Genomic DNA, 25,165 nt, shown 5'->3' with positions numbered 1-25,165 from the left:
CAAGCAGGCCCCTCCGCGCGCCTATACTGGTTCGCGCTCTCGCCGATTACGAAGGAGGGGCGTGATGAGCCTGATGGAACGAGGAACCATACAGAAGAAGGCAGCCACCGCGGCGCTTGCCTTGATGATGCTCTGCTGCGCCGCCGGGTGCTCCGCGCCCGCGGCGACCGGCGCGCCGGAGTCGCCGGAAAGCGAGTTCGGCGGCGTGCGCGACGAGCGCGAGTCGCAGCCCGCCGCGCCTGCGCCCGCGACGTCCGCGCCCAAGCCCGCAGCCGTCCCCACGCTCGACGAGCGCGCCGCCGAGAAGGCGGCTACCCTCACGCTCGAGCAGAAGGTCGCGCAGCTGTTCGTGGTCACGCCCGAGGCCATCACCGGGGTGGACACCGCCACGCAGGCCGGATCTTCCACGCAGCAGGCGCTCGCCGCCTACCCCGTGGGCGGCCTCGTGTACTTCCAGAAGAACCTGCTCTCAGCCGACCAGACGCGCGAGATGATCGCGAACTCCCAGGCCTTCGCGCAGGGCGCGTGCGGGCTGCCGCTGTTCGTCGGCGTGGACGAGGAGGGCGGCACCGTGAGCCGCATCGGCGGCAACACCGGCTTCGACATCCCCAACGAGGGGAACATGGCCGACGTGGGCGCGGCGGGCGACACGGCGCAGGCCAAGGCCGTTGCCGCGCGCATCGGCGGCTACCTGAGCGACCTCGGCTTCAACTTGGACTTCGCACCCGATTCCGACGTCTGCGGCGACCCCTCCACGGACGTCATGGCGCTGCGCTCGTTCGGGACCGACCCCGCGATCGTTGGCAGCATGGTGTCCGCACAGGTGGAGGGCTTCGTGGAAGCGGGCGTGCTCTGCAGCGCCAAGCACTTCCCTGGCATCGGCGGCGTGATGGGAGACAGCCACGAGGGCGCCATCGTCAGCGAGAAGACGCTCGACGAGCTGCGCGATTGGGAGCTCGCGCCCTTCAAGGCCGCCATCGACGCCGGCGTGCCGATGGTCATGGTGGGCCACCTCACCGCCCCGAACGCGTTCGGCAGCGACGTGCCCGCCTCGCTCAACCCCGCGGCCGTCACCGACCTCCTGCGCGGGGAGCTGGGCTTTCAAGGCCTCGTCATCACCGACTCGCTCTCCATGGGCGCGGTCGGCGACTTCTGCACGCCCGACCAGGCGGGCGTCGCTGCGCTCGAGGCCGGCGCGGACCTCGTGCTCATGCCGGAGGACTTCGCCGCCGCCTACCAGGGCGTGCTCGACGCTGTGAGCGAGGGAGCCCTCTCCGAGGAGCGCATCGACCAGTCGGTTTTGCGCATTGTGAAGGCGAAGCTCGCGCTGGCCGGCGAGTGAGGCAAGGGGAACGTGCGATGATTCTCTCGTTCTCGCACGCTCCGGGGGTCGCAGCCCGCTGAGAAATGAGACAATAATCCCGTCCGTCTCACCCACCTGAAAGGAAGCACCATGATCGTCACCACTACCCCCGCCGTCGACGGCTACCGCGTGAGCGGCTACTACGGCATCGTGTTCGGCGAGGTCATCACCGGCGTCAACTTCCTGCGCGACTTCGGCGCGGGCATCCGCAACATCGTGGGCGGCCGTAGCGAGGGCTACGAGCAGGAGCTCACCCAGGCGCGCTCCGAGGCGCTCGCCGAGCTGGAGCAGCGTGCCGCCGCCCTGGGCGCGCACGCCGTGGTGGGCGTGGACATCGACTACGAGGTGCTCGGCCAGGGCAACATGCTCATGGTGACGGCGTCCGGCACCGCCGTCACGCTCGAGCAGGCCTAGGCGCCCGATTCGGGAGCCTCCAAGGCTGACGCAGGGGCGGGAGCTCCGCTTGCCGCCCTCGCCTCCGCCGGCAAGCCGCGCTTGAGCACGCGGCTCGTGAGCGCCGCGATGACGAGCGCAGCCGCGACCGTGCCCAGCGCCACCGGCACCAGGTTGCCCCGAAGCGCGTCGAACAGGCCTCCGTACACCAGCTGCCCCACCGGCTGCGCGCAGTTCGCCAAGGACATGGCCAGCGCGATCACCTTCCCCACCAGGTGCGCGGGCGTTTCCAGCTGGATGAACGAGATGCCTTGGATGCTGAACATGGTGGCGCAGGCCATGCAGACGAACAGGCTTGCCACCAGCACCCCGTAGGCGACGAGCGGGTCCAACGGAGCGCCCAGCACCACGGCGATGGGCAGAAGCGCAACGGCCGCCACGAACAGGAACACGGGCGCTTGGCGCAAGGTCAAGCGCTTCGCCAGCGCGCCCACCAGAATGCCGCCGGTCAGGCCGCCAAGCGCGAGCGCGCCTTCCGCGAAGCCCATGAACTGGTTCGGCAGCCCGAGTATCTGCGTCACCGTGACCGGCGCGCCGATGATGATGAACGCCGACAGCGTCAGGTTGATGCCCGCCACCAGCAGGATGGTCTTGAGGATGACCGGCCGCTCGCCGCGCAGGAAGGCGAAGCTCTCGGCGATGTCGCCCGCCACCATGCGCAGGACGCCCTGGCTGCGCTCGGCGCGCTGGAAGGGGATGCGCACCACGCACGCGATGAGCACAGCCGACACGGCGAAGGCCGCTCCCGCCACCGCCACCACCGGCTCGATGCCGAACAGCCCGAACACGAGCCCGCCTATCACGGGGCCCACCAAACCCGACAGCGCGCTGATCTGGCTCACGATGGCCGTGGCGCGCACGATACCCTCACGCGGCGCCACGAAGGGAACCGCCGCCTGCACCGTGGGCTGGTACACGCTCTGCGCGGCGTACAGCACGATGAGTGCGCAAATGCACAGGCCCACGAGGTCCACGGTGCCGTCGAACGCGAGGAACGCCGCACACGTGAGCGCCAGCAGCGTGTCGAGCGCGGCCATGATGCGCCGCTTGTTCACGCGGTCGGCCGCCACGCCCCCGATGGGCGTGAGCACGAGGTACGGCAGCCACGCCGCCGCCGACACCGCCCCCATGAGCGCCGCGGAGCCCGTCACGTTCAACACGTAGAGCGGCAGCGCGAACCGCAGCACCGCGTCGCCGAACAGCGAGGCTATCTGCACGATCACGATCGAGACGAACGACCGGTTCAAGAGCTTGTCCACGGGTTCTTCCTTTCTTTTTTCATACCTTCGGTTGGTATGTATCTTGGTTAAAAAAGATGCTGCGTCGAGGCAGCGATCCAACGATGACGAGAAACGCGCGGCAGCGTACCACGGTATGCAGCGGCGCGCAGCGGCCGCGGGGAGCCTTTCCATTCTTCACCTGATTTTTCAGTACAAATGTTTCACGTGAAACATCGAGCAGCGGACGAGGTGCAACCGCAGTCGGGCGACGAGGCGCTACCCCAGCAGAGACGCACGACGCAACCGTAGCCGAAAAAACAGAGCACCGCAACCACCACGGGCGATCCAGCACTCAAACAATCATGCGCGCTCCCCCTTCTCCTGCAGATTGCGCTCGTAGCCGTCGCGGAACTCCTCGAGCATGCCGGCAATGCGGCCGGGCTGTACGTCGAGGCCCATGAGGTGCAGCAGTTCCACGTAGTAGTCCATGCGGCGGCGCATCTGCTCGGCGTCGGTCAGGCGGAACGCGGGGCTCACCCACAGGTTCGCCAGCATGAGGATGACCTCAGCCATCTCCTGCGGACACTCCGTGCGAATGGTGCCGTCGGCCATGCCCTCGCGGATGATAGGCTCCACGAACTGCGGAGCAACCTCGTTGATGATCGACTGGTACTGCATGCCCAAAAAGCGGCTGTTGCGCACCGGGTCGGGCGCGATGGCCACCTCGGCGCTCAGGGGCAGCTGCGGGCCTTCCATCGAGGCCTCGAACAGCGCCTGCATCTTCTCGAGGCCGGTCATGCGCGGATCGTCGCGGATCTCCACCAGCAGCCGCATGAGCGGCTCGCTCTCGCGGTCGATGGCGGCGTTGAGGATGTCCTCCTTCGATTTGAAGTGGTGGTACACCGCCCCCTTCGTCACGTCGAGCTGATCAACGATGTCTTGGATGGTGGTGCGCTCGAAGCCCTTCTCGCGGAACAGGCACATGGCTGCATCGAGGATGCGACCCACCGTCTCCTCAGGGTACTTGTTGCGCGCCATGAACATCTCCTTTTCGATAGAGCGAACGGATACTTTATATGCAGCATCCGAGCGAAACCCGCGCTGCATCGCTCCCTTCGTGCCGAAAACCGATGCGTCGTTTTTCTAAAACATACCGACGGTATGTATCTTACGACACTGGAGCCTAGGGAGCAAGGGCGAACTTCGCAGCGATGTGAGATACTGGGAGGCGGCTTTGGACAAGCGACGAAGAAAGGCAGGGGGCGTGACGGCAAAGCGAAGCGAACGGAAGCGTCAGTGGGGAGCGAAGGCGTTTACCATCGTGCTGTTCATGGCGGCCGGCGCCGCGGGCGGCTACCTCATCGGGTACGCCATGAGCGGCGGCGCAGACGACCCGCTCGACACCGTCGCCTGGCTCGTCGCGGCCGTCGTGCTCTTGGTCGTTGCCTGCATTTTGCAGGTCGTCGTCCACGAGGCGGGGCACCTGGTGCTCGGGCTGGCGACCGGCTACCGGTTCCGCTCGTTTCGCGTAGGCAGCCTCATGCTCGTCGAGCAGGACGGACGGCTGAGCCTCAAGCAGCTCTCCATTCAAGGGACAGGTGGGCAATGCCTCATGGGGCCGCCCGACCTCGTGGACGGGCACATCCCCTACCGGCTCTACAACCTGGGGGGAGTGCTGGCGAACACCCTGGTCTCCCTGGTAGCGGCAGCCCTCGCCTTCACGCTGCCGCAGAGGCTCGCGGCGATCTTCTTCGCGTTCCTCGCCCTCGTGGGCCTTGCGTTCGCGCTGGCGAACGGCCTTCCGCTCACCGTCGGGGGCGTGAACAACGACGGCAAGAACCTGCGCTCGGCCAGCGAGTCTCCGGAAGCGCTGCGGGCGTTCTGGACCATCCTCAAGGTAGGCGAGGCCCAGGCGGACGACCTGCGCGTGAAGGACATGCCCGCCGCTTGGTTCGCCGTGCCAGCCGATGCCGAGCGCCTGCGCAACCCCCTCATCGCGTCCGTGGCGGTGCTCGCCTGCAACCGGCTGCTGGACGAGGGCCACACCTCCGAGGCAGCAGACGCCATTCGCGACCTGCTGGAACGCGAGACCGGCATGCTCGGCCTGCATCGCTCGCTGTTGAAGGCGGACCTCGCGTACTGCGAGCTCATGGGCGAGAACCGCGCAGAGGAAGTCGAGCGCGTCCTCGACGCCGACGCCCGCAAGTTCATGAAGGCCATGAGCAGCTTCCCCTCCGTGCTGCGCACGCGCTACGCTCAAGCGTTCCTCGTCAACTGCGACGAGGAAGCGGCGCAGCGAATCCGCGAGAAGTTCGACCGCGCAGCGGCGCGCTACCCCTACCCGAGCGAGATCGAGGGCGAGCGCGAGCTGATGGACGCGGCCGACGCCCGCTTTCGCGAGCGAGCCGCGCACGCAACCGACGTAACCGAGGAAGGAGCGCAACGATGACTGCGCACGAATGGCTGGACGCCTACCTGCTGGGCATGCCCGGCGCGACGACGGACTACAAGGTGGAATGGGAATGGCAGCGCTATCAGGTGGGCGGCAAGATGTTCGCCGCCACCATGCAGCCGGGCCCGCAGTACCATGAGTACGCCGGCCGCCGCCTCGTGTCGCTCAAGTGCGACCCCGCCTGGGCCGAGCAGCTGCGCGCCGAGCATCCCGACGACATCCTCCCCGGCTTCTACGCCGACAAGCGCCATTGGATCTCCATCGACCTCGACGGCGACGTGCCCGAAGACCTGCTGCGCGAGCTATGCGGCCACTCCTACAACCTCGTGTTCGCCAAGCTGACGAAGAAGATGCAGCACAGGATTTCGGGAGAATAGGATGAAAAACAACAACTGTATGATTAGCAAAGATAAGTATGACAGATTAACTACTTCTCTCGATGAAAATGTCAATAAGCATTTATCTTACGACGAGCTTGGTAGTCTTTGGGACGATTACTGCGATGTCGCGAGCTTGACGCAAGAGGAAATATCAGCAGAAAAGTCAGATTTTGTTACTATCGCTCATTACTATTCAATCGCTTGGGGACTTTGCTCTTTATCAATAACACAGAATAGCTCTGACAAAAAAGTCAATTCCCTTGCTTATGCGATTCAAACGATGACTGCCGCCATAGCAAACAATACGCAATCGATTTTGTTATTACTTCACAGAGGGCTGCACTATCAAGCATCGATTCTCGCGAGAAATCAATACGAACTTTGTTTTTCGCTTCTCAACATCTTGATTGATCCAGTAAAGCGGGACGCATTTTTGAGTAGCTGCAAAAACAACAATGCAACAAATATATGGAGAAAATACTTCTCTATCAAACAGCTCAATAGAACTCTTTCAGAATTCGAATCGAACCTTACCCAAAATGGAGAGTTGAGTTTTCTCGGACAATGGCGTCGAGAGGGATACGTTCATCACTCGTCAGCGGTGCACAATTCCTACCTTGCACTTATAGCTAGCCATTTCGTCCCCATAGAATCATTTGAAGACGATCAACTCTTTTTGGGCTTATGGGGACCATATCGGTCTTTCATTGAAAATCAGCGGGCTCATAACCTAGACGACCTTTTGCTCTACACAGATAAGGTTTTTCATTGGGTCTTCTCATGCGATCATGGTCATATCAACATTTATAATTTTTTTGCAGAGGACGGATATGACAATTGGAGTCTCTCGCTGTCACTTTTTCAATTGATCGAAGCTTATTTTCTTGAATCCAAGATGATTGAAGAAAGTACATCCACTAGTAAATGTACGCTGCATTAGGCTATCAAACTAACGCCAGCTCCACGACCAGCACCTTTCCGTCTAGGTGCGCGGACAGGCGCATGCCCATGGCGGCGGCGAGGCTGGCGGACACGGCCAGGCCGAGGCCGCTCCCAACCTCGCTGCGGGCGGTATCGACCTGATAGAAACGCTCGAACAGGCGCTCGGGATCGAGGGCGGCAGGGTCGGGCACCTCGTTCGCGAACGCCACGCAGGCTCCGTGCTGCTCCACCGCAAGCGGCCCCGAACCGTGGCGCAGAGCGTTCGCCACGAGGTTCTCGAAGATGCGGGCGAGGGCCTCGGCATCGGCTTCCGCCAAAAGCCCCTCGTCCTCGAAGTCCACGCGCGGCTCCCACCCGCGCCGCTCGAACGCGGGGAACTGCCCCACCAGCACATCGACCAGCGCCGGTAGCACGGCCACAGGAGCGAGGTCGAGCGCGAGGTCGGGGTCGTTAGCCTGCGCGTAGGCGAACAGCTGGTCGAGGAACGCGCCCATGTCGTCAAGCCGCGCTTCGGCGGCGGCCAGCCGGCGGACGCGCCCGGCCTCGTCGCCCTCGTCCTGCGCGAGGCGCAGGTACCCCTTCGCACCCATGAGCGGCGTGCGGATGTCGTGCGAGAGGCTGGACAGGTCGCGCTGGAACTCCTGCTGGCGGCGCTGCCCCTCGAGCCGCTCCCGCTGCGCGGCGTCCAGCTGGGCGTTCACCGCCTCGGCCAGCTCGGCGAACGCCCGCCCGGGCAACTCCACCGTCATGCGCACGTTGCTGCGCACATCGCGCCCGCGCAGGAAGCGCGCCATGCGGCATAGCTCCCGACGGAAGAGGAGCGTTGTCGTGCCCGCCCCGACGGCCAAGCACGCGAACCCCACCAGCACATACATCATCCGCACGCCCTCCTTGCCCTACACGTCCCTGCGCCGGCACGCCGTGAGCGACAGCGCCGCGCACGCGGCTGCGATCGCTCCGAACACGATAAGCGCCTGCGCCGCCGCGGGAAGCCCGGCCACGGCGGACGCGCCCGCCTCGAACAGGCCCGTGCCTCCCGCCGCCAGCCGCTGCTGCACGGACAACGGCAGCCATTGCACCGCGTCGCCCACCAGCGGCATGGCCGGCGCGAGCACCGCGGCCGCCCCCAGCACCATCGATTCGAGGAAGCCCGTGGGCACGAGCGCCGCGAACACGACGCCGACCGTCTTGCTGCGCGTCGCCCACGCGATGAGCGCGCCGAGGAACGCGTACGCCGTCAGAACGAGCCACGACAGCACCGCCCAGCTCCCATACTCGCCCACCGTCTCCGTACGCTCGTAAGAGAACCCGAGGACCGCGTACACCGCATCCGACAGAAGCATGCCCGCCAACAGGAAAACCCCGCACAAGACCGCAATCAGCACGAGCTTCTCCGCGAAGTACGCCCGGCGGTCGCCGCGCCCCGCGAGCACGTTCTTCGCGAATCCCGTGTCAAAGTCGGACGAGGCCAACAGCGCCGCCAGCACCGCGAGGATCAGCCCGAGGAATCCCACCATGAACGTGTTGCCGTACGAGTAGGTACGACTGCTGATGACCTTCTCGTTGAGCGCCTGCACCTCCTCGGCGTCGAGGCCGGCGCCGTTGGGCGACGTGATGGTGACGGTCGCGCCGCTCTGGCGCGCCTCTTCCTGCGCCTGCTCGTTCACCATCTGGGCGAACTCGGGCGTGGTGGCAAACCAGACGAGCCCGGCCGCCCCCACCACCACGAGCGCGAGGAAAGCCAGGCCCACCCACAGCATCTTGCCGTGTACCAGCCGATAGACATCGGATTTCAACAGGTTAAACATGGCGCGCACCGCCTTCCTCGTCCGACACGGCGCGCGCAGCCACCTGCGTGCCGCCTTCCATGAGCTCCACGAAGTAGTCCTCGATATCCCGGCGCACCGGGCTCAGCTCCAGCACCGTCTGGTCGGCATCGTGGAGAAAGCGCGACACGGCCGTCGTGTCGTAGTCGCCCGCAACGGAGAGGGACCCGTCGGGCAATGCGCTCAACCTAACCTGGGGAAACGCCTCCTCCACCAGCGCGAGCGTGCGAGCCGGGTCGGTGGTGCGCACGCGCAGGCTGTCGCCGCACTCGGCCTGCATCTGCACGGCGGTCATCTCGCGCACCATACGGCCTTCGGCGATGACGCCGAAGCGCGTGGCCACGCGGTCGAGCTGGTCCAGCACGTGCGAGCTGATGACCACGGTCACGCCGAGCGTCTGGTTCAGCCGCACGATGAGGTTCCGCATGGCGCGCGTACCCTCGGGGTCCAGGCCGTTGAACGGCTCGTCGAGCAGCAGCAGGTCGGGCGAGCCCACGAGCGCGAGCGCCAAGCCCAGCCGCTGTTTCATGCCGAGCGAGAAGCCCTTGGCCTTCTTCCCGCCCACGCCCTCGAGGCCCACGAGCGCAAGCGCCTCGCGGCAGCGCGTCGATGCGTCGACCACGCCCAAGGCCAGGGCCTTCGCCATGAGGTTCTCGTAGGCCGTCAAGTTGGGGACGATGCCCGGTGCCTCGATGAGCGCGCCCACGCGCGACATTCCTGCGGACGGCGCGGCTTCGCCGCGGACGTTGGCGCCGGCGCGCCCGCCGAACAGCTCGATCTCGCCCTCGGTGGGCGCGACAAGCCCGCACACCATCTTCATGACGGTGGACTTCCCCGCCCCGTTCTTCCCGACGAACCCGTAGATGTCCCCCTGCGCCACGTGCAGGTCGAGCCGGTCGACAGCGCGCTTGCCGCGGTAGGACTTCGTGAGCCCCCGCGTCTCAACGACGTTCATGAACGCCCCTTTCCCTTCGCCTTTTCAACATGCTTCCAGCTTACGGAACAGGGTTTCAGGAAGGATGAACCAACCTTTAAGAAAGCTTGAAGATGCGGGACGCTCCTTTCCGCGCAGGTCATGCGCCCTCGTCGACCGCCAGCTTGAACCCGAGGCCCCAGACGGTGCGGAGGTAGCCGTCGGTGCCGCTGGGCTTCAGCTTGCTGCGAATGTTGGACACGTGCACGCTCACCGTGCTGTCCTCGACGGCGTAGGGTTCGCCCCACGCCAACTCGAACAACTCCTGCTTGGTATAGACCTTCTTCGGGTGAGCCGCCAACAGCTCCACAATGTTGAACTCCGTGCGCGTGAGCGGCACGTCTGCGCCACCCGCCGTCAGGGTACGAGCGGCGCGGTCAATTTCCCACGCACCCACACACAGCACGTCGTCATCGAGTCGCGGCGCTTCGACGCACGCGCGGTGGCGCAGTTGCGCTTCGATACGCGCAAGCAGTTCATCCAGGTCAAACGGCTTCGCCAGGTAGTCATCCGCGCCGAGTTTCAGCAGGTCAATCTTGTCCGCAGGAGTCGTGCGAGCGGAGGTGATAATAACAGGTGTGGCCGCACTTTTGGCACGGATAAGTTTCACAATTTCCTCGCCCGGCAGCCCCGGCAACATGAGGTCGCACACCACCACGTCGAACGCTTCACCCCGCGCCTGCACCCCCTCCAGCACGAGCCGCGCCTCGGTACCCGAAAACGCCGACGTACACGCATAGCCCGCCCGCTCCAAATGCGTGGCAACAATACCGCTGATGTGCGCATCGTCTTCCACGATAAGCACGCTCGCTTTGCTTGTCCGCTCGCCCATGCTCCACCCTCTCGCCCTCTCATGCATTCGCCGTCCTCGACGGCATTGTAACCGACCGGCCTGTTGCACGCATTCGGCAGGCGCAGCTCCGCCACAGGGGAATTGCCGCGCAAGCCTCCGGTGGCAAAGAAGCTATACTGAGGAATGACCACCACACCCCTCTTGCTGAGGAGCTGTCCATGAGTATGCGAATCAAAAGCGGAAAGCCGTCAACCCGAGCACCGCACCTTACACGCTGTCTGCTTGCGCTGCTCATCACGCTGCTGCTCGTTCCCACCGTACCGTCTGACCAGGCTTGGGCGGACGAACCAAGCGCAATCGATACCCTCGTTCAGCACGGGCAACGCATGGCCAGCGTCTATCAGGCTGCCATCGATGCCGGGGAAGACCCCGCCTACGCGCTGTCGGGAGTGGCGCAGGAAGCCCGCGACAGCAACGAAACTGGTATCGCAACGTTATCGAACGCCATCCTGCCCTCTGAATACTACTTGACGAATGCAGGCGCCGTCACCGACGTCAAATTTCAGAACCCATGGGGCTCGTGCTGGTCGTTTGCAGGTGTGGCGGCACTCGAGAGTTCCTATCTGAAAGCAAGCGGCGCAGCAACGGGCAGCGGCGCAGCCTCAGATCCGCTTCTGAGCAGCTTGACGCGTTCCCCCGATTTATCCGAGCACACTCTCGCTTGGTTCAACCACGAAGCACAAACCGAACAGTCGGCCGGGTCACAAGCGGGCGAAGGAACGTTCTACAATGAAGGCGAAAACACAAAGGGCAAGCAGGTTTTGGGAGGCATGCCCTACCAGGTTGAATCGGCTTGGGTTGCGTGGCAATGTCTTCTGAACGAAAGCACGGCACCCTACACGTACTATGACGAGAACGGGTTCCACACGCAGGACGGGTCATGGTGGGCGATGGATTTTAATCATCCCGTTGAACCCGCCGCAGGCGACATGAGTGACACCCGCAACAAGGATTGGTCACTTGATCCCTCGTTGCGCACCGCCGAAGATACCGGCATCCGCGTCAGCGAAACCATCGAGTTGCCAAGCCCCGCCACCACCGACCAAGACGAAGACACCGGAACAAAAACCTATAGGGGATACAACGGCGCAGCCACCGAAGCCATCAAGCAGACGCTCATGGATACCGGAGCCGTAAGCATTACCTACCTATCCGACAATTCCATGCCCAAGGAATCGGGCGAACAATTCAACAGTGATTATTTCTCATACGACGAGTGGTGCCAGTACAACAACAGTCTCGAACCCACAATCGACCACTCGGTTACCATCGTGGGCTGGGACGACAACTACTCTGCGGCAAACTTCACCGGCACGATAGGCGGTAGCCCCAGCGAAGGCGACCCCACGTACGGAGCCTACCCCAACAACGGCAACGGCGCTTGGCTCGTCAAGAACAGTTGGGGCTCCGATTCGTTCTGCGACGACCGTGGATATACCCGCAATGACCTGCTAAGATGGGGCATCCCTGACGAGAATGGTTACTCCGGTTTCTTCTGGTTGTCGTACTACGATCACACCATCGACAATCCCGTCGCATACCGCGTGGCGAGCGCCGAGCAAACCTATGACAACAACTACCAGTACGACTATTTGGGCGTGGCACAACAGCCCGTCACGCCCATCATGTTTGGCGACATAGCAGTGGCAAACGTATTCACAACCGATAGCACCGAGGTGCTGGAAGCGGTATCGACTTGGACATTTTCGCAAAACGCTACCGTGCACACCAAGGTGTACCTTCTGGACGATAACGCGACAAGCCCAACGGAAGGAAAACTCGTAGCCGAACAAAACCAAGCGTTCCCCTTCGCAGGCTTCCACACTATACCGCTTGATACGCCCATCCAATTGAGCAAGGGGCAGCGCTTCGCGGTGGTCGAGAGCATACCGACCACCGACACCGATCCCGTCACCGGCGAACCTGTGCAAGCAGGCTATCTCAATCTGGAATCCGCGTACAACACCATCCTCACGCAATCGTATGAAACAAGCTCACGAGCGATCGCCAACGATGGCGAGAGCTACTGCACCCTGGACGGCGGCGAAACATGGGATACCGTCTCCGACGTAAACGAAGACCTAGCGGAAGCTTCCGGCGGCGAAGCCGATATCATCTACGGCAGCGCCCTCATCAAGGCGTTCACCAACGAAGCTCCTCCGGCAACACTCGACATCCAGCAAGGCACCTCCACGGTCCCGCTTATCGCGAAAACTTACGACGGACAAGCCCTGACCGTTCGCGATGTGATAGCGAACGCCGCCTACGGTTCCCAACCCGCCGACGAGGCCGATCTATCGTTCAGCTACGTCCCGCACACCGACGCCCGCGCCCTGCCCCAGCCTACAGCCGGCCTGCCCACCGACGCGGGTACCTACGACGTAACAGTCACACTCGCCGAGAAGACGGTAGACGGGGTGCTCTATGCCGAAGCCAGCGCTACAACAACCCTGACCATTGCCCCCGCCGCCTTCTCCTTCACCGTGGGCGATCAGAACGCGACCATCGGCAGCGGCCTTGCGTCCCTTACCGTGGACTCTGCCGCGCGCGGCGTGAACGGGCAAACCGTACGCGGCACGCTCGCTTGGTTCGGCGACGCTGCGCATGCCCAAGCACTACCCGCCACTTACACCTTCGCTGGCGAGCCAGGAGCTACCACCACCCTCTACTGGACGTTCACCCCTGACGCATCCGAGACGAACTACGTAGCCGAACCCGCCACCGGCGATGCCCGCTTTACGTTGGTCGCCGCGCAGGCATCGGGCGAGCACCCTGCTGCCTCCGGTCATTCGCCAACAGGCAGCGATGCGCCTTCCCCCTTGGTGAGAACGGGTGACCGCATCGCTGCGTTGCCCTGGGTCGCCGCTATCGTCGCAGCAACCGCGGCAGCGACGGCCTGTGTGCTGCGCCGCAGAAAAAGACAGCGCTAAACGGTGCGGAGGGTTCGCAGCCTGGCGGGTACTGTCGAATACGCCAGGCTGCGCCCGTCAAGCCGTGCGAGAGCGCTGCACGCCTATCACCCCACGTGAGCGCGACCAATGGCGCGCGTACAAGCCGCCGATGATCGCGGGGATCACGGGCGAGGTCGCCTGCGCCAAAAAGATGCCCACGTAGCCCACTCCCAGCGTACCGGAGAGCAGAAACGCCAGGCCAAAGCGCACAATGAATGCATCGATGAGCGAGTTCGCCAGCACGAGTCGCGGCGAGCCGGCGCCGAGCGCGAACGAATCGAAGCTGTACATGGCCGCGTAGAACAGCCCATTCACACTGCACGTGATGCGCAGGTAGAGCACGGCGATGTCGAACGGAGCGCCCTGCGTGAGGCCGTAGAGCCCCACGATGGCCGGCGCGAGCAGCTGGATGAGCACCTGGATGCCCAGCGTGACGCCGATGTTGAGGCGCGCTCCCAGCCGCGCGACGTCGCGGGCGCGCGCGAGCTCGCCGGCGCCGACGCACTGCGCGGCCGCCGTGGTGATTGCCTGGCCGATGGCCCAGCAGGGCAGCCCTGCGATGGTGCTTATTTGCAGCCCCACGCCCGCCGCTGCGGCAACGTCCACGCCATAGCGGTTGAGCATGCCGGTGACCAGCGCGTACGACAGGTTCACCACCGCCATCTGCACGGCGGAGGGCACGCCGACCGAAAGCACCGCGCGCACATCGGCAGAGAAGCCGCCCGCGAGCACGTTGCTCCCGAGCACACGCCCCGCCGCGAAGCGCCGCCGCACCAGCGCGAGCGCGAGCAGCGCCGAGAGCCCCTGCGCCGCCACGGTGGCCACCGCAGCGCCCGGCACTCCCAGGCCGGCCGGGCCCACGAGCACCAGATCGAGCGCCACGTTCACGAACGTCGCCGCACCCACCAGCAGAAGCGGCGTCCATGCGTCGCCCTGCGCCTTGAGGAACGCAGCTGCGGCGTTCATGAGGAACGGCCCCGCCGCGCTGCAGCAGAGCACGGTCGTGTAGGCCACGGCCCCGTCGAGCGCCGCCGCGGGCACCGCGTTCGCCGTGAACGCGGGCCGCGCGAGCAGCGTGCCGGCAAGCGCGATGCCGGCCGCCGCCAGCAGCGCCACCACAAGCGTGGCCGCATAGGCCCGACGCTGGGCGGCCACGTCGCGCGCGCCCACCGCCCGTGCCACCACCACGCCGCCTCCGGCCGAAAGGCCGATGACGAACGCGTTCACCAGAAACACGGCGTTCACCGCGTTGCTCATGGACACGAGCCCCACGTCGCCCACCACTTGGCCCACCACCGCCATGTCGACGGCCTGGTACACGTACTGCAGGATGTTCACCGCCATGAGCGGCAACGCGAACGAGAGCAGCTGCCGGAACAGCGGCCCCTCGGAAAAGGAAATAGTCGATGCAGAAGAAGCCATAGGTCACCTCGGAGGATCGGGATGCGGAAACGAAAGGAGGCAGGGGCTCGCGACGGCCGCAGCCACGCGATGCGCCCAGCGCATGAAAAAGCGCCGCGGACGAAGCCATCCGCGGCGCTCAAGGTTTCCGGCATCCCGGCATCGAAGACGAGGCGTGCCCTTAGGCGGCGCGCCTCCCGATGCCGATGACTATGTCCGTCCCTGCTCCGTGCGATGCTTCATCGGCGATCACGCACAGAGCGGCAGCCCTGCAAAGTATCATTGGTTCCTCCAGCGAGGTGGTTGCAACGCCGGCCAGCATACCGCGCCAGCCGGGTCGCGTCAACCGTGTGCGACCCCCACCCCGCGATGGAGGCTGCCCAGGCGAAGACCGTGCTGCGTGATATATGAAGTATGACGAAAACAGCACGATGATTGAGCGAGTTTGCAGTATGTCGGCAAGCTCCTGCTGTGTCATGCTCTTGGTGGCGCGAACCACCCGCTCGATTTATCGCGAACTATTCATTCATTTTTTGTCATAGATACCTAGCTTCGTCCACCACATGGAAGGAGAGCGCCGTCTCCGAGCTTGCAAAGCTAACGATCGTTTGCTAAACTGCTTCCATTGGCTAACGTTCGTTAGCTTTACGAGAGAAAGAGAGCCCCATGACGACGGCTCGGCAGGAACGAAGGCCGCATCCCCTCGCAAGGGTCTCGCGCGGGTTCGCGCTGTTCATGAACTGGTTCGACGGCGCGTGCTCCGTCGTGTGCGGCGGGTTCATGGCGCTGAGCGGGCTCGTCGCCCTGCCCGTCAGCTGGAACGACGTCATGCCCATCGAGCTCCTGGGCGTCCTGCCCTTGCCCGAGCCGCTCATCGCCACGTGGTTGTGGCCGGGAGTGGCGCTCGCGCTGGTGAACGGCGCGCCGAATATCGTCGCGCTCGCGTTGCGCTTCCGCGGGAAGCGGGCGGCGTCGTATAGGTGGGGAATCGCGGCAGGCGTCCTGCTCATCGCCTGGACCGCGTTCGAGCTCGCCTTCATGCCGAACGGCATCTCCGCATTCTACCTGGCGCTCGGCGTGCTGCAGACGGCCGCGAGCTGGCACGCGCTCCGCACCTGGGAGGACATCGCATGACGCCCCGCCGCAACACCAAGGAGGACATCCTGCAGGCATCGCTGCGCCTGTTCGCCCGCGCCGGGTTCGAGGCGACCGGGATGCGCGAGATCGCAGCCGCCGTCGGCATCCAGCCGGCGTCGGTCTACAAGCACTTCGCCTGCAAGCAGGCCATACTGGACGCGCTCGTCAGGCGCATGGACGAGCGATACGAGCTGGCATCCGCCGCCATCGGGCTCCCGGAGGGCAGCGTCGACGAGCAGGTGCGCGACTACGCGGTTACCCCGGTCGCGCAGATGGCGGACCTCGGCGAGGGGATGTTTCGCTACTGGACCGAGGACGAGTTCGCCACGTTGTTCCGGCAGATGCTCACCGTGGAGCAGTATCGCACGCCCGAGCTGGGCGCACTGTACCGCCGCTACTTCATCGAGGCGCCGCTCGCGTGGCAGGAGACGTTGTTCGCATCCATGGTGGAATCGGGCGCTTTCCTGCGCGACGACCCGAAAATGCTGGCGCTGGAGTTCTTCGCGCCGCTCATGATGCTCATCCAAGCTGCCGACGGCGCGACCGACGCGGCCGCCCGCGAGCACCTGGTCGATCTCGCTCGACAGCATGTGATCCGCTTCGGCGAACGCCACGCGTGCGCCCCGAACGCGGAAGGGCCCGAATAGGCGGGGAGCAATCGGTTCGGCAACGGTCGCGAGACGGTTGCCGGCGGAGGGCAGGACGGCTTCGCGCGCGCGGCATACTGGAGGGCGCTGCCGTCCAGAAAGCTGATCGCCCATGCCGCTCGAAACCCTGCTTCCCGTCCTCGCCGTCCTGGCCGTGTTCGCCGTCCTGCTGGGGGCGCTCTGGCTGATGAAGCGGCGCGGCATCGGCTTCACGCCGCGGGTGTTCACGGCGCTGGGACTGGGCATCCTGTTAGGGGCGGGCATCCAGCTGGCGCTCGGTCGCGGCAGCGACGCCGCCTCCATGGCGCTCGACTGGATGGCCGTGGTGGGCCAAGGCTACATCGCGCTTTTGAAGATGCTCGTGATGCCGCTCGTGTTCGTGGCCATCGTGGGCGCGTTCACCCGCACCAAGGTGACGGAGAACCTCGGCCGCATCAGCGCCGTCGTGGTGACAGTGCTGCTGGGCACCGTGGCCGTGGCGGCGCTCACGGGCTGGGCCGCCGTCGTGCTCTCCGGCCTGGCGGGCGCGAGCTTCACCGACGCAGGCGCCGGCTCGAGCGCCGCGAGCCTCGAGGCCCTGCAAGCCGACCAGCAGCAGGTGGCGAACCTCACGCTGCCGCAGATGATCCTGTCGTTCATCCCCGTGAACGTGTTCGCCGACCTGGCCGGAAGCCGCGCCACGTCCACCATCGCCGTGGTCATCTTCGCCGCCATCACAGGGATCGCCTACCTCAAGCTGCGCGCCCGGGGCGAGGGCGCAGCCGACGTCCCCCCTGCCGCCACCGCCGCCGCGTGCGAGCAGGCCGCGTTCTTCCGCCAGCTCGTCGACAGCCTGTACGGCATCGTCATGCGCATCGTGTCCATGGTGCTCGCGCTCACGCCCTACGGCGTGTTGGCGCTCATCGCGCACGTCATGGCCACGAGCGACTACGCGGCCATCCTCGACCTGGGCAAGTTCGTGGCCGTGTCCTACGGGGCGCTCGCGTTCATGTTCCTGGTGCACTGCCTCATCCTGCTGGCGAACCGTGTGAGCCCGCTCGCCTACATGCGAAAGGCGTTCCCCGTGCTCAGCTTCGCGTTCGTGGCGCGGTCGAGCGCAGGCGCCGTGCCGCTGAACATCGAGACGCAGACGCGCGCCCTGGGCGTGGACGAGGCCACGGCAAACTTCGCCGCCAGCTTCGGCATGTCCATCGGGCAGAACGGGTGCGCGGGCATCTACCCCGCCATGCTGGCCACCATCATCGCGCCCACGGTGGGCATCGACGTGTTCTCGCCCACGTTCGTCGCGGGGCTCGTGGCCGTGGTGGTGATCAGCTCGCTGGGCGTGGCGGGCGTGGGCGGCGGCGCGACGTTCGCCTCGCTCATCGTGCTGGGCACCATGGGGCTGCCCATCGAGATCGTGGGGCTGCTGGCCTCGGTGGAGCCGCTCATCGACATGGGGCGCACCGCGCTCAACGTGAGCGACTCCATGGTGGCGGGCGTCGCCGCGTCGAACGCGGTGGGCGGCCTCGACCGCGCGGTGCTGCGCGACCCCGAGGCGCGCGTGAGCGGCGAGGGGCATGCGGGGATGTAGGGGATTGCCCCCGCTTTCCTCCAGACTGCAGAATTTGGCAAGAATATCGAGGTAGGGCACGACGAAGTTCTCGTCGAAAAATCCGAACTGGGATTATGGCGGCAAAGGAACCCCTGGCCTCATCCAAACCGTCTGAATCTCTGCCCTAAGTCAAATTTTCTGCCACATTCAATCGAACGGGATACGGCTTGCGGCACCGGCCGTCCAACCTGGCAGCCTAGCCCAGCCCCTCCAACATCCTCCGCAATTCGTCCTGCACGCCGTGGTCCACGTTCGTGCCGATGACCTTATCGGCTATCTGCTTGATGGCGTAGCGCGCGTTGCCCATGGCCACGCTCGTGCCGGCCATGCGCAGGATCTCGTAGTCATTCATGGAGTCACCGAACGCCATCATCTCATCGGCCCGGATGCCGTGGGCGTCCAGCACCTGGCTCACACCGGTGGCCTTGCTCACGCCGCGCTGCATGACGTCGATCCACTTGCGGCCAGACGGCGCGAACACGAAGTCGTCGTCCAGCTCGCGCGTGAGGATGTAGGCCATGTCCATGACGTCCTCGTCGCAGTACACCGACGCCTTCAAGATGCTCACCTGGGGCGACGGCACCGCATACACGCGCACAGGATTCGGCAGGTTCTTGTCCACCTCGCGCTCGAAGCGCGCCTCGTCGTCCAGGAGGTAGCTGCGCGTCTCGTCGAACAGCGCCAGGTGCATGGTGTCGAACATATTCACCACCCGCGCCAGCCGCTTCACGGCCGCATGCGAGAACACCTCGAGGTCAACCAGCTCGCCCTCCACGATGACCTGCGCGCCGTTCGACGCCACGAAGTCCATGCGGTCCACGATGGGCTCGAACAGCTCGCACAGCGTGTCGAAGCGCCGCCCCGACGTGGCAGCGAACCGCACGCCCCTCTCCCGCAGGCGCAGGATGAGCTCGTACGTGCCGTCGGGCACGCACTCGTTCGCGTCGAGCATGGTGCCGTCCATGTCGCTGGCGATGAGCTTGAGCATGGGAACCTCCTTTGTTGAGGTGCGGCCGTGCGAAGGGCGAAGGGTTGTCGCCGCCTGAGTCGGCAATCGCCAAAACGAGCCATCGCAGGAATTCGCCGTCGGAATCCCACGCTGCCCGCTGCACACCCCGCCACCATCCAATGAACGCCGCGCCGCTTCCGCTTTCTCGGCCATTGTACGGCCCACTTCCGCTTGGCACCGTGTCTCCACCGAGACTTTGCAGGAATTTGAACAAGCCGACAACTAGAAAGGCAAAAGCCCCTCTGCAACATGAGGCACCGCAACGAAGATCGCTCAAGCATCCTTCCGCGGTGCCGTTCTTATGAAAGAGCAGCTGCGCTTGCTATCCGCCGTAAACGAGACTCCCCTTTCAAATGAACGGCCGGGGGTTACCCCTCGAACGCCGTGAGCTCCAGACCGCGGAAGGCGGCGTACTGCTCGGCGAGGGCGCGCACCTTCCGGCCGTCGACGGCGTCGGTCCACCAGTTCGCCTGCACCTCAAGGCCAGCGCCCCTCTTCTTGCCGGTCCACGTTCCCACCACCTCGCCGCGGTACACGAGGGCGCCCGGGTTGGCCACCGTGCGCCATATCCGACGCTGCAGCGCCTTGTCCGGTTGCAGTACGACGCGGTCGCGCTGGTCGAGGTAGGGGTCGTGCGCGGCTAACAACAGCAGCTCGCGCTCGAGCGACTGCGGCGCGAGCAGCCGCTCCCGGTCGGCGGACAGCACAAAAGCCTTCTTGCCCAGAAACGTCACCGGCTCCATTTCGTCGGCCGCAGCCTTCCACAGGCGGCGCGCCTGAGCACCGGAGCATCCCAACCACGCGGCCAGCCGGTCGGCCGTGGTCGGCCCGTAGCAGTGGATGAACTTCCGCACGAGTTTGCGGGACGCGTCCGCGTCGGGCGCCAAGGGGCGGCCGAGCCAGGAGCGGTACGATGTGAACGTGGGGCTTGCGCTCTCGCGCGCACCGAACACCACCAGACCCTTGAAGGAGCAGGGTCGCAGCAGGAACGACACCGCTGCGCCGCCCACCGTCTGCTTGTCGGGGCTGCCGTACATCGACGGCTCGTTCCACAAGGAGCGTTTCTGCACGGGCAGAAGAGGCTCCATCCACGCGGCCAGCGTTTGGTCGAGCGATGTCTTGCCGGTCACCGTCCGCCCGTCCAGCTGTGGCATGACCTGCTCCAGCAAGACCAGCAGCTCGTCGAACCCCACGCCCAGAAAGTCGAGCACCAGCCCGATGCCCCGCGTGTAGATCCAGGGTTCTCCGCCCTCCGCCGCAAGCGCCGACAGGAACGCGGCGCTGTCGGCCGTCGGAAACACGACGGGAGTGCCGCGGAAGCTCCACGCCTGCACGAGCGAGCGCTCCTCCAGCAGCAGGCGATCGCGGTCGGCCGCCTTGCACGCGGGCACGCGGTTGAAGAGCGCAGCTTCCCACGCACCGGGCGGCGTGTTCTGCATGCCGCAGACGCCGACCGCCGCGAGCACATCGGCCTTATCGTAGAACGTGTCCAGATGGTGCGCGTGAAGCCTGAAGTTCCGCACCTGCTCCACGTTCAACTCCATGCTCGGCTCCGACTTTGCCATGCGACCATCCCTTTCGCGGCTCTCTTTCGCCACCCGTTTTTCGCACCGTTTTCTGCACCATACCAAATAGGGTGCCTCCTGTGGCGGCAGAATGCGTCGCCGAGCGCTTGCCGCCGGATGAAAGCGCCACGACAAAGCTTAGTAAAACCCCAGCTCATAGCTTCCGCAACCTCAGCGTGCGCGAAAAAAAGCAAAACGCACCATCAAAGTGGTGGAGCGGGCGGCCCTGCAACCGCATGATAGAAGCACCGAAAGGGAGTGCATGCGGAACGCAGGCCAGCCCGCTCCACCACGGAGGGCTGGCACACTCGCCCGCCACGGAAAGGCAGCGTGCGAACGACGAATCCAATCGGGCCCGTCGTTCGCGCCCTGCCCGAAGCGGCGAGATCGCACACCACAACTTCGCTGCCGCACCGTTCGGGTATGATACCTACCAACAACGAAAGGAACCTACCATGAGCTTCGCCGACAACCTCGTCTACCTGCGCCAGCATTACGGCGTGACGCAGGAGGGCCTTGCCGAGCAGCTGGGCGTGTCGCGCCAAACCGTCAGCAAATGGGAAGCCGGTACGAATTATCCCGAGATGGATAAGCTGCTGGCGCTCTGTGACCTGTTCCACACGAACCTCGACGACCTCATGCGCGGAAGCGTGCACGTGGCGAAGGAGAACGACACCGAGCGCTACGACCACCATATGAACCGCTTCGACCTATCGATAGCGCTCGGGGTGGCGTGCATCCTCATGGGCGTGGGCGTGCAGGTGCTCCTAGACGCCCTCGGATGGCCGAGCAACATCCAGACTGTCGCGCTCTTGTCGTTCGTGGTGGTGGGCGTGGTCGCCCTCATCGTGGGCAGCCTTAACCATGGCGAGTTCAAGCGCCGCAACCCCGCCATCGAGCCGCGCTACGCCGCCGATGTTCTCGAGCGGTTCAGCCGTCGCTTCCCCCTGCTCATCGCCGGCGGCGTGGGACTTATCCTGCTCGACGTGATCATGCTCATCGGTCTCTCGCCTGACGACAGCTCGCTCGATCTCGTGCGTGGCATCCGTTTGGACGAACTGATCGTCGCACCGTTCATGTTCGTCCTCGCCGTCGCCGTGGGCACGCTCATCTGGGCTACCATGCAGAAGTCGAAGTACGAGCTGTCCGAGCTCACCTACATCGCCCACCGCCAGAACCTCGGCGCTGATCTGCCGCCTACCGCCGTGGTGAAGTCGCCCGAGCGGGTGCGCGCCGAGCGCGTCATGGGCGTGATCTGCGGCTGTATCATGTTGCTCGCCCTGATCGTGTTCCTGGTTTGGGGCCTCGTGCCGCTGTTCGACCAGGTGGGCGGCTGGGATGGTCTCGACAAGCACGCCCTGAAGGACGCCATCCGCGCCGGTCAGGGTGGGTTCGCCGTCAGCTGGATCGCGTTCATGGTGGGTGGCATCCTGTGCGGCATCGTGTGGATGGTCGGCAGCGTGTTGGGCAAGTCGCAGGACGACTGGATCGCCGAAGCGAAGCAGGAGGACGCCTGGCTGAAGTACGCGCAGGCCGACGCCAAGGAAGACCCCTGGGCGCGCGGTCCCGAGCAGCCGGAAGGCTCCCCCGACCAGCCCGCATGGAAGTAGCGCCGCTCTAGAGGGCAAGCGCCGTTTCGGACGGAAGGAATGCGGCGCCGTCCCGCAGCACCGCCTGCGCCCTTCCGTCCCCCCTAGAGCGGCAGGTGCTTGCGATAGGCCACGCGCTTGTCCATGATGCGCTGGACAAGGCCGATCGATCGGCCCATGAGCAAGGCGGACACGACCGTGCCCACGTTGATGCCGAACAGCGCACCGCCGCCGACAAGGCCGATAGCGCAGGTTGCGAGCAGCGTCACGACGTCGAACCATACCTTCACGCGGGCGTAAGACTGGCCGATGGCCGCGCACAGATCGCGCGGAAACGTGTCGATGGGCATGACGGGCAGCTGGCAGCGCGTGCAGAAGTACACGGTCACGGCCACGACGGCGAAACCGCCGACGAACCACAGGCACGACAGCGCAAGCGACTCTACTGGGAACAGGTCGTTCATCCACGACCCGTTGAAGTCGATGAGCACCCCGCCCACAGCGCAGACCAGAAACGACACGAGGTAGCGCCAGTCGAGCGTCCGCCGAACAGCGCACAGGACGGCGATGAGCCCGATCTGGAACACGACGTACCACACGCCGTAGCTCACCTGGGGCGCTATGGCGTTGAGCGCGAACGGCAGCGCGGCGGCCGGCACGAGGCCCACGTCGGCATGCGCCATGGCAGCCACGCCCAAGGGGATGAGCAGGAAGTAGACCGCCCACGCCAGCTCGGCCGGAAGCACGAGCGACGGCGAAGCGGCCGCTTCACCGCAGGCTTGCCAGCCGGCTCGTCGGCGGCGCGCACGGCTTCCGAGGGCATGCTACTCGCCTAGCTTCTCGGCGGCTTCGAGCCACTCTTCCTCAAGGGCGCCCACTTGGGATTGCAAGTCGTTGATCTGCGCTTGGAAATCGCCGAGAGCAGTGAAGTCACTCGGATCGGCGGCGGCCATCTGGGCGCGCACGTCCTCTATCTTGCCGTTGAGCGTCTCCGTCTTGCGCTCGTTCGACTGCATGAGCTTGCGCAGCGTGCGAATCTCGCCGCCGGTGAGACGGGGTCCGGAGGCGCCTTCGACTTCGGAGTCACCCTGATCGGCGGCGCGCTGGGGTCTTTGGCCTACGACGCGATCGGCCGTCCGAGAGGAAAGGTCACCGGATGCGCGGCCGCTTTGGGCACCCTGGGAGGCACCGGTCGCGCGTTCCGTCAGCCGCAGGTACTCGTCCACGCCACCAGGGAGGTGGCGCAGCTTGCCGTCAAGCAGGGCGAACTGGTGGTCGGTCACACGTTCCATAAGGTAGCGGTCGTGCGTGACCAGCAGCAGCGTGCCCGGCCAGCCGTCCAGCAGGTCCTCCACCGAGGCCAGCATGTCGGTGTCCAGGTCGTTGCCCGGCTCGTCGAGGATGAGCACGTTCGGCTCGTCCAGCAGGATGAGCATGAGCGCCAGCCGGCGCTTCTGGCCGCCCGACAGATCGCTCACGGGCTCGTTCAGGTCGGCGCGCGTGAAGCCCAGCTTCTCCAGCAGCTGGCCCGGCGTCATCTCCTTGCCGTCGAGCATGGTGCGGCGGCTGTAGCGGCCCACCACCTGCCGCACGCGGTCGTCGCCGAAGCGCGCCAGGTCGTCCAAATGCTGCGACAGTACGGCGAAGCGCACCGTTTTACCTATCTTCACCAGGCCGGCGCTGGGCTTCTGCAAACCTTGGACCACCCGCAGAAGCGTTGTTTTGCCCGCGCCGTTCTCGCCGACGATGCCGTAGCGGTCGCCGGGGCCGATGATCCAGTCCACGTCGTCCAGCACGGCGCGGCCGGAGCCGTCCCCGCCGTTGAAGCGCACGGTCACGTGCTCCAAGTCCACCACCTGCTTGCCCAGGCGCGCCATGGCCATGCGCTTGAGCTCCAGCTCGTTGCGCAGCGGCGGAACGTCGGCGATGAGCTCCTGGGCCAGGGCCACGTGGAACTTCGGCTTTGTCGCGCGCGCCCGCGCCCCGCGCGAGAGCCAGGCCAGCTCGCGGCGCAGGTCGTTCTGACGCTTCTGCTCGGCCAGCGCCGCCAAACGGTCGCGCTCCACGCGCTGCATGATGTAGGCCGAGAAGCCGCCCTCGAACGGGTCGACCACGCGGTCGTGCACCTCCCACATGCGCGTGCACACCTCGTCGAGGAACCAGCGGTCGTGAGTCACCACCAAAAGCGCACCTGCGCCCTGCCTCCAACGCGTCTTCAAATGTTCCGCCAGCCAGGTGATGGCACGCACGTCCAAGTGGTTCGTTGGCTCGTCGAGCGCCAGCACGTCCCAGTCGCCGATGAGCAGCCGCGCAAGGTCCACCCGGCGGCGCTGCCCGCCGGACAGCGTGCCCACGCGCGCGTCCCACGGTATGTCCGAGGCCAGCCCCGCGATGATGTCGCGGATGCGCGCGTCGCCCGCCCACTGATACTCCGGCAGGTCGCCCACCACGGCGCGCTCGACGGTGTCGTCGTCGGACAGCGCGTCGGCCTGGCCCAGCACCCCCACGTGCACCGTGCCGTTCTTCAGCACGCGCCCGTCGTCGGGGTCCAACGTGCCGGCCAGCAGGTTCAGCAGCGTGGACTTCCCGTCGCCGTTGCGGCCCACGATGCCAATGCGGTCGCCCTCCTCCACGCCCAGAGACACGCTGTCGAACACCGTCTTCGTGGGGAATTCCACCCGCACCTTCTCGCAACCCAGCAGAAACGCCATGTATCCATCCTTCGCATTCGCACGTTCGCTCCCATGATAGCGAAACTGTGCGGGTACGGCGTTCCCATTCGCAAAACTGCACGTACGCCGGCGGCGTCA

Annotated in this window: 21 protein-coding genes; 10 read left to right on the top strand and 11 right to left on the bottom strand. The window is 65.2% G+C overall.

The annotated features are described in order from the left end of the window. The first annotated feature begins 64 nt into the window (after positions 1-64). Both LB310_RS06015 and LB310_RS06010 read left to right on the top strand, forming a co-directional pair. A complete protein-coding gene (locus tag LB310_RS06015; protein WP_301154741.1) occupies positions 65-1,342 on the top strand; it encodes a glycoside hydrolase family 3 protein in 1,278 nt (425 codons plus the stop codon). A 111-nt stretch (positions 1,343-1,453) separates the two neighbouring features. After that, a complete protein-coding gene (locus tag LB310_RS06010; protein WP_087190114.1) occupies positions 1,454-1,777 on the top strand; it encodes a heavy metal-binding domain-containing protein in 324 nt (107 codons plus the stop codon). Here LB310_RS06010 and LB310_RS06005 read toward each other — a convergent pair. Both LB310_RS06005 and LB310_RS06000 read right to left on the bottom strand, forming a co-directional pair. Beyond that, entirely contained in the window at positions 1,774-3,075 is a 1,302-nt protein-coding gene (locus tag LB310_RS06005; protein ID WP_301154740.1) for an MFS transporter, read from the bottom strand. The two genes, LB310_RS06010 and LB310_RS06005, sit on opposite strands and share 4 nt — an antisense overlap. A 321-nt stretch (positions 3,076-3,396) precedes the next feature. Next, on the bottom strand, positions 3,397-4,074 hold the full coding sequence (locus LB310_RS06000; RefSeq protein ID WP_278805130.1) for a TetR/AcrR family transcriptional regulator: 678 nt from the start codon (positions 4,072-4,074) through the stop codon (positions 3,397-3,399). 226 nt (positions 4,075-4,300) lie between these two features. Here LB310_RS06000 and LB310_RS05995 point away from each other — a divergent pair, with 226 nt between their 5' ends. Genes LB310_RS05995 through LB310_RS05985 form a run of 3 tightly spaced genes read left to right on the top strand, consistent with a single transcriptional unit; the run spans position 4,301 to position 6,808 of the window. Beyond that, on the top strand, positions 4,301-5,485 hold the full coding sequence (locus tag LB310_RS05995; protein WP_278805129.1) for a M50 family metallopeptidase: 1,185 nt from the start codon (positions 4,301-4,303) through the stop codon (positions 5,483-5,485). Further along, positions 5,482-5,865: an MmcQ/YjbR family DNA-binding protein gene (locus LB310_RS05990; protein WP_278805128.1), complete on the top strand. Its 384-nt coding sequence runs from the start codon at positions 5,482-5,484 to the stop codon at positions 5,863-5,865. The genes LB310_RS05995 and LB310_RS05990 overlap by 4 nt, the downstream gene beginning before the upstream one ends. Positions 5,866-5,884: 19 nt before the next feature. Continuing rightward, entirely contained in the window at positions 5,885-6,808 is a 924-nt protein-coding gene (locus LB310_RS05985) for a DUF5677 domain-containing protein (protein ID WP_278805126.1), read from the top strand. 4 nt (positions 6,809-6,812) lie between these two features. Here LB310_RS05985 and LB310_RS05980 read toward each other — a convergent pair whose 3' ends face one another. From LB310_RS05980 to LB310_RS05965, 4 genes are all read right to left on the bottom strand, one after another. Beyond that, positions 6,813-7,688 carry a sensor histidine kinase KdpD gene (locus LB310_RS05980; protein WP_278805124.1) on the bottom strand — a complete coding sequence of 292 codons (876 nt, stop codon included), beginning with the start codon at positions 7,686-7,688 and terminating at the stop codon, positions 6,813-6,815. An 18-nt stretch (positions 7,689-7,706) separates the two neighbouring features. After that, the gene (locus tag LB310_RS05975; RefSeq protein ID WP_278805123.1) at positions 7,707-8,618 is read right to left on the bottom strand and encodes an ABC transporter permease subunit; all 912 of its coding nucleotides are present in this window, start codon (positions 8,616-8,618) and stop codon (positions 7,707-7,709) included. Further along, entirely contained in the window at positions 8,611-9,591 is a 981-nt protein-coding gene (locus LB310_RS05970) for an ATP-binding cassette domain-containing protein (RefSeq protein ID WP_278805122.1), read from the bottom strand. Before LB310_RS05970 ends, LB310_RS05975 begins: the two co-directional genes overlap by 8 nt. A 118-nt stretch (positions 9,592-9,709) precedes the next feature. Continuing rightward, positions 9,710-10,441, bottom strand: coding sequence for a response regulator transcription factor (locus LB310_RS05965; RefSeq protein WP_278805120.1), 732 nt, complete (start codon positions 10,439-10,441; stop codon positions 9,710-9,712). A 179-nt stretch (positions 10,442-10,620) separates the two neighbouring features. Here LB310_RS05965 and LB310_RS05960 point away from each other — a divergent pair, with 179 nt between their 5' ends. After that, entirely contained in the window at positions 10,621-13,392 is a 2,772-nt protein-coding gene (locus LB310_RS05960) for a lectin like domain-containing protein (RefSeq protein ID WP_278805118.1), read from the top strand. Positions 13,393-13,449: 57 nt separating this feature from the next. Here the strand turns inward: LB310_RS05960 and LB310_RS05955 are convergent, their stop codons facing one another. After that, the gene (locus tag LB310_RS05955) at positions 13,450-14,835 is read right to left on the bottom strand and encodes an MATE family efflux transporter (protein ID WP_278805115.1); all 1,386 of its coding nucleotides are present in this window, start codon (positions 14,833-14,835) and stop codon (positions 13,450-13,452) included. 645 nt (positions 14,836-15,480) lie between these two features. Between LB310_RS05955 and LB310_RS05950 the strand changes: the two genes are divergently transcribed. The 3 genes from LB310_RS05950 to LB310_RS05940 all read left to right on the top strand — a co-directional run bounded on the left by LB310_RS05950 (position 15,481) and on the right by LB310_RS05940 (position 18,171). Continuing rightward, a complete protein-coding gene (locus tag LB310_RS05950) occupies positions 15,481-15,948 on the top strand; it encodes a hypothetical protein (protein ID WP_301154739.1) in 468 nt (155 codons plus the stop codon). Next, the gene (locus tag LB310_RS05945) at positions 15,945-16,598 is read left to right on the top strand and encodes a TetR/AcrR family transcriptional regulator (RefSeq protein WP_301154738.1); all 654 of its coding nucleotides are present in this window, start codon (positions 15,945-15,947) and stop codon (positions 16,596-16,598) included. Before LB310_RS05950 ends, LB310_RS05945 begins: the two co-directional genes overlap by 4 nt. A gap of 112 nt (positions 16,599-16,710) precedes the next feature. Further along, positions 16,711-18,171: a cation:dicarboxylase symporter family transporter gene (locus LB310_RS05940; protein ID WP_301154737.1), complete on the top strand. Its 1,461-nt coding sequence runs from the start codon at positions 16,711-16,713 to the stop codon at positions 18,169-18,171. Positions 18,172-18,388: 217 nt separating this feature from the next. Here the strand turns inward: LB310_RS05940 and LB310_RS05935 are convergent, their stop codons facing one another. After that, entirely contained in the window at positions 18,389-19,180 is a 792-nt protein-coding gene (locus LB310_RS05935) for an HAD family hydrolase (protein ID WP_301154736.1), read from the bottom strand. A 389-nt stretch (positions 19,181-19,569) separates the two neighbouring features. Further along, entirely contained in the window at positions 19,570-20,766 is a 1,197-nt protein-coding gene (locus LB310_RS05930) for a winged helix DNA-binding domain-containing protein (protein WP_301154735.1), read from the bottom strand. Between the two features lie 455 nt (positions 20,767-21,221). Between LB310_RS05930 and LB310_RS05925 the strand changes: the two genes are divergently transcribed. Then, complete coding sequence (locus LB310_RS05925) at positions 21,222-22,376, top strand: helix-turn-helix domain-containing protein (RefSeq protein ID WP_301154734.1); 1,155 nt, start codon at positions 21,222-21,224, stop codon at positions 22,374-22,376. An 83-nt stretch (positions 22,377-22,459) separates the two neighbouring features. Here LB310_RS05925 and LB310_RS05920 read toward each other — a convergent pair whose 3' ends face one another. Both LB310_RS05920 and LB310_RS05915 read right to left on the bottom strand, forming a co-directional pair. Continuing rightward, complete coding sequence (locus LB310_RS05920) at positions 22,460-23,101, bottom strand: DUF6198 family protein (RefSeq protein WP_301154733.1); 642 nt, start codon at positions 23,099-23,101, stop codon at positions 22,460-22,462. Between the two features lie 78 nt (positions 23,102-23,179). After that, complete coding sequence (locus tag LB310_RS05915; protein WP_301154732.1) at positions 23,180-25,066, bottom strand: ABC-F family ATP-binding cassette domain-containing protein; 1,887 nt, start codon at positions 25,064-25,066, stop codon at positions 23,180-23,182. Between the last annotated feature and the right edge of the window lie 99 nt (positions 25,067-25,165).

The organism is Gordonibacter sp. RACS_AR49, from assembly GCF_030418435.1.
Classification (GTDB): domain Bacteria; phylum Actinomycetota; class Coriobacteriia; order Coriobacteriales; family Eggerthellaceae; genus Gordonibacter; species Gordonibacter urolithinfaciens.
This window is presented reverse-complemented; position numbering and strand designations above follow the sequence as displayed.

Coding starts and splice junctions, on each gene's coding strand:
- LB310_RS05980 (WP_278805124.1), bottom strand. CDS start 7,688: ATGATGTATGTGCTGGTGGGGTTCGCGTGCTTGGCCGTCGGGGCGGGC.
- LB310_RS05970 (WP_278805122.1), bottom strand. CDS start 9,591: ATGAACGTCGTTGAGACGCGGGGGCTCACGAAGTCCTACCGCGGCAAG.
- LB310_RS05940 (WP_301154737.1), top strand. CDS start 16,711: ATGCCGCTCGAAACCCTGCTTCCCGTCCTCGCCGTCCTGGCCGTGTTC.
- LB310_RS05965 (WP_278805120.1), bottom strand. CDS start 10,441: ATGGGCGAGCGGACAAGCAAAGCGAGCGTGCTTATCGTGGAAGACGAT.
- LB310_RS06015 (WP_301154741.1), top strand. CDS start 65: ATGAGCCTGATGGAACGAGGAACCATACAGAAGAAGGCAGCCACCGCG.
- LB310_RS05915 (WP_301154732.1), bottom strand. CDS start 25,066: ATGGCGTTTCTGCTGGGTTGCGAGAAGGTGCGGGTGGAATTCCCCACG.
- LB310_RS06010 (WP_087190114.1), top strand. CDS start 1,454: ATGATCGTCACCACTACCCCCGCCGTCGACGGCTACCGCGTGAGCGGC.
- LB310_RS05955 (WP_278805115.1), bottom strand. CDS start 14,835: ATGGCTTCTTCTGCATCGACTATTTCCTTTTCCGAGGGGCCGCTGTTC.
- LB310_RS05925 (WP_301154734.1), top strand. CDS start 21,222: ATGAGCTTCGCCGACAACCTCGTCTACCTGCGCCAGCATTACGGCGTG.
- LB310_RS05950 (WP_301154739.1), top strand. CDS start 15,481: ATGACGACGGCTCGGCAGGAACGAAGGCCGCATCCCCTCGCAAGGGTC.
- LB310_RS06000 (WP_278805130.1), bottom strand. CDS start 4,074: ATGGCGCGCAACAAGTACCCTGAGGAGACGGTGGGTCGCATCCTCGAT.
- LB310_RS05960 (WP_278805118.1), top strand. CDS start 10,621: ATGAGTATGCGAATCAAAAGCGGAAAGCCGTCAACCCGAGCACCGCAC.
- LB310_RS05975 (WP_278805123.1), bottom strand. CDS start 8,618: ATGTTTAACCTGTTGAAATCCGATGTCTATCGGCTGGTACACGGCAAG.
- LB310_RS05985 (WP_278805126.1), top strand. CDS start 5,885: ATGATTAGCAAAGATAAGTATGACAGATTAACTACTTCTCTCGATGAA.
- LB310_RS05930 (WP_301154735.1), bottom strand. CDS start 20,766: ATGGCAAAGTCGGAGCCGAGCATGGAGTTGAACGTGGAGCAGGTGCGG.
- LB310_RS05990 (WP_278805128.1), top strand. CDS start 5,482: ATGACTGCGCACGAATGGCTGGACGCCTACCTGCTGGGCATGCCCGGC.
- LB310_RS05945 (WP_301154738.1), top strand. CDS start 15,945: ATGACGCCCCGCCGCAACACCAAGGAGGACATCCTGCAGGCATCGCTG.
- LB310_RS05935 (WP_301154736.1), bottom strand. CDS start 19,180: ATGCTCAAGCTCATCGCCAGCGACATGGACGGCACCATGCTCGACGCG.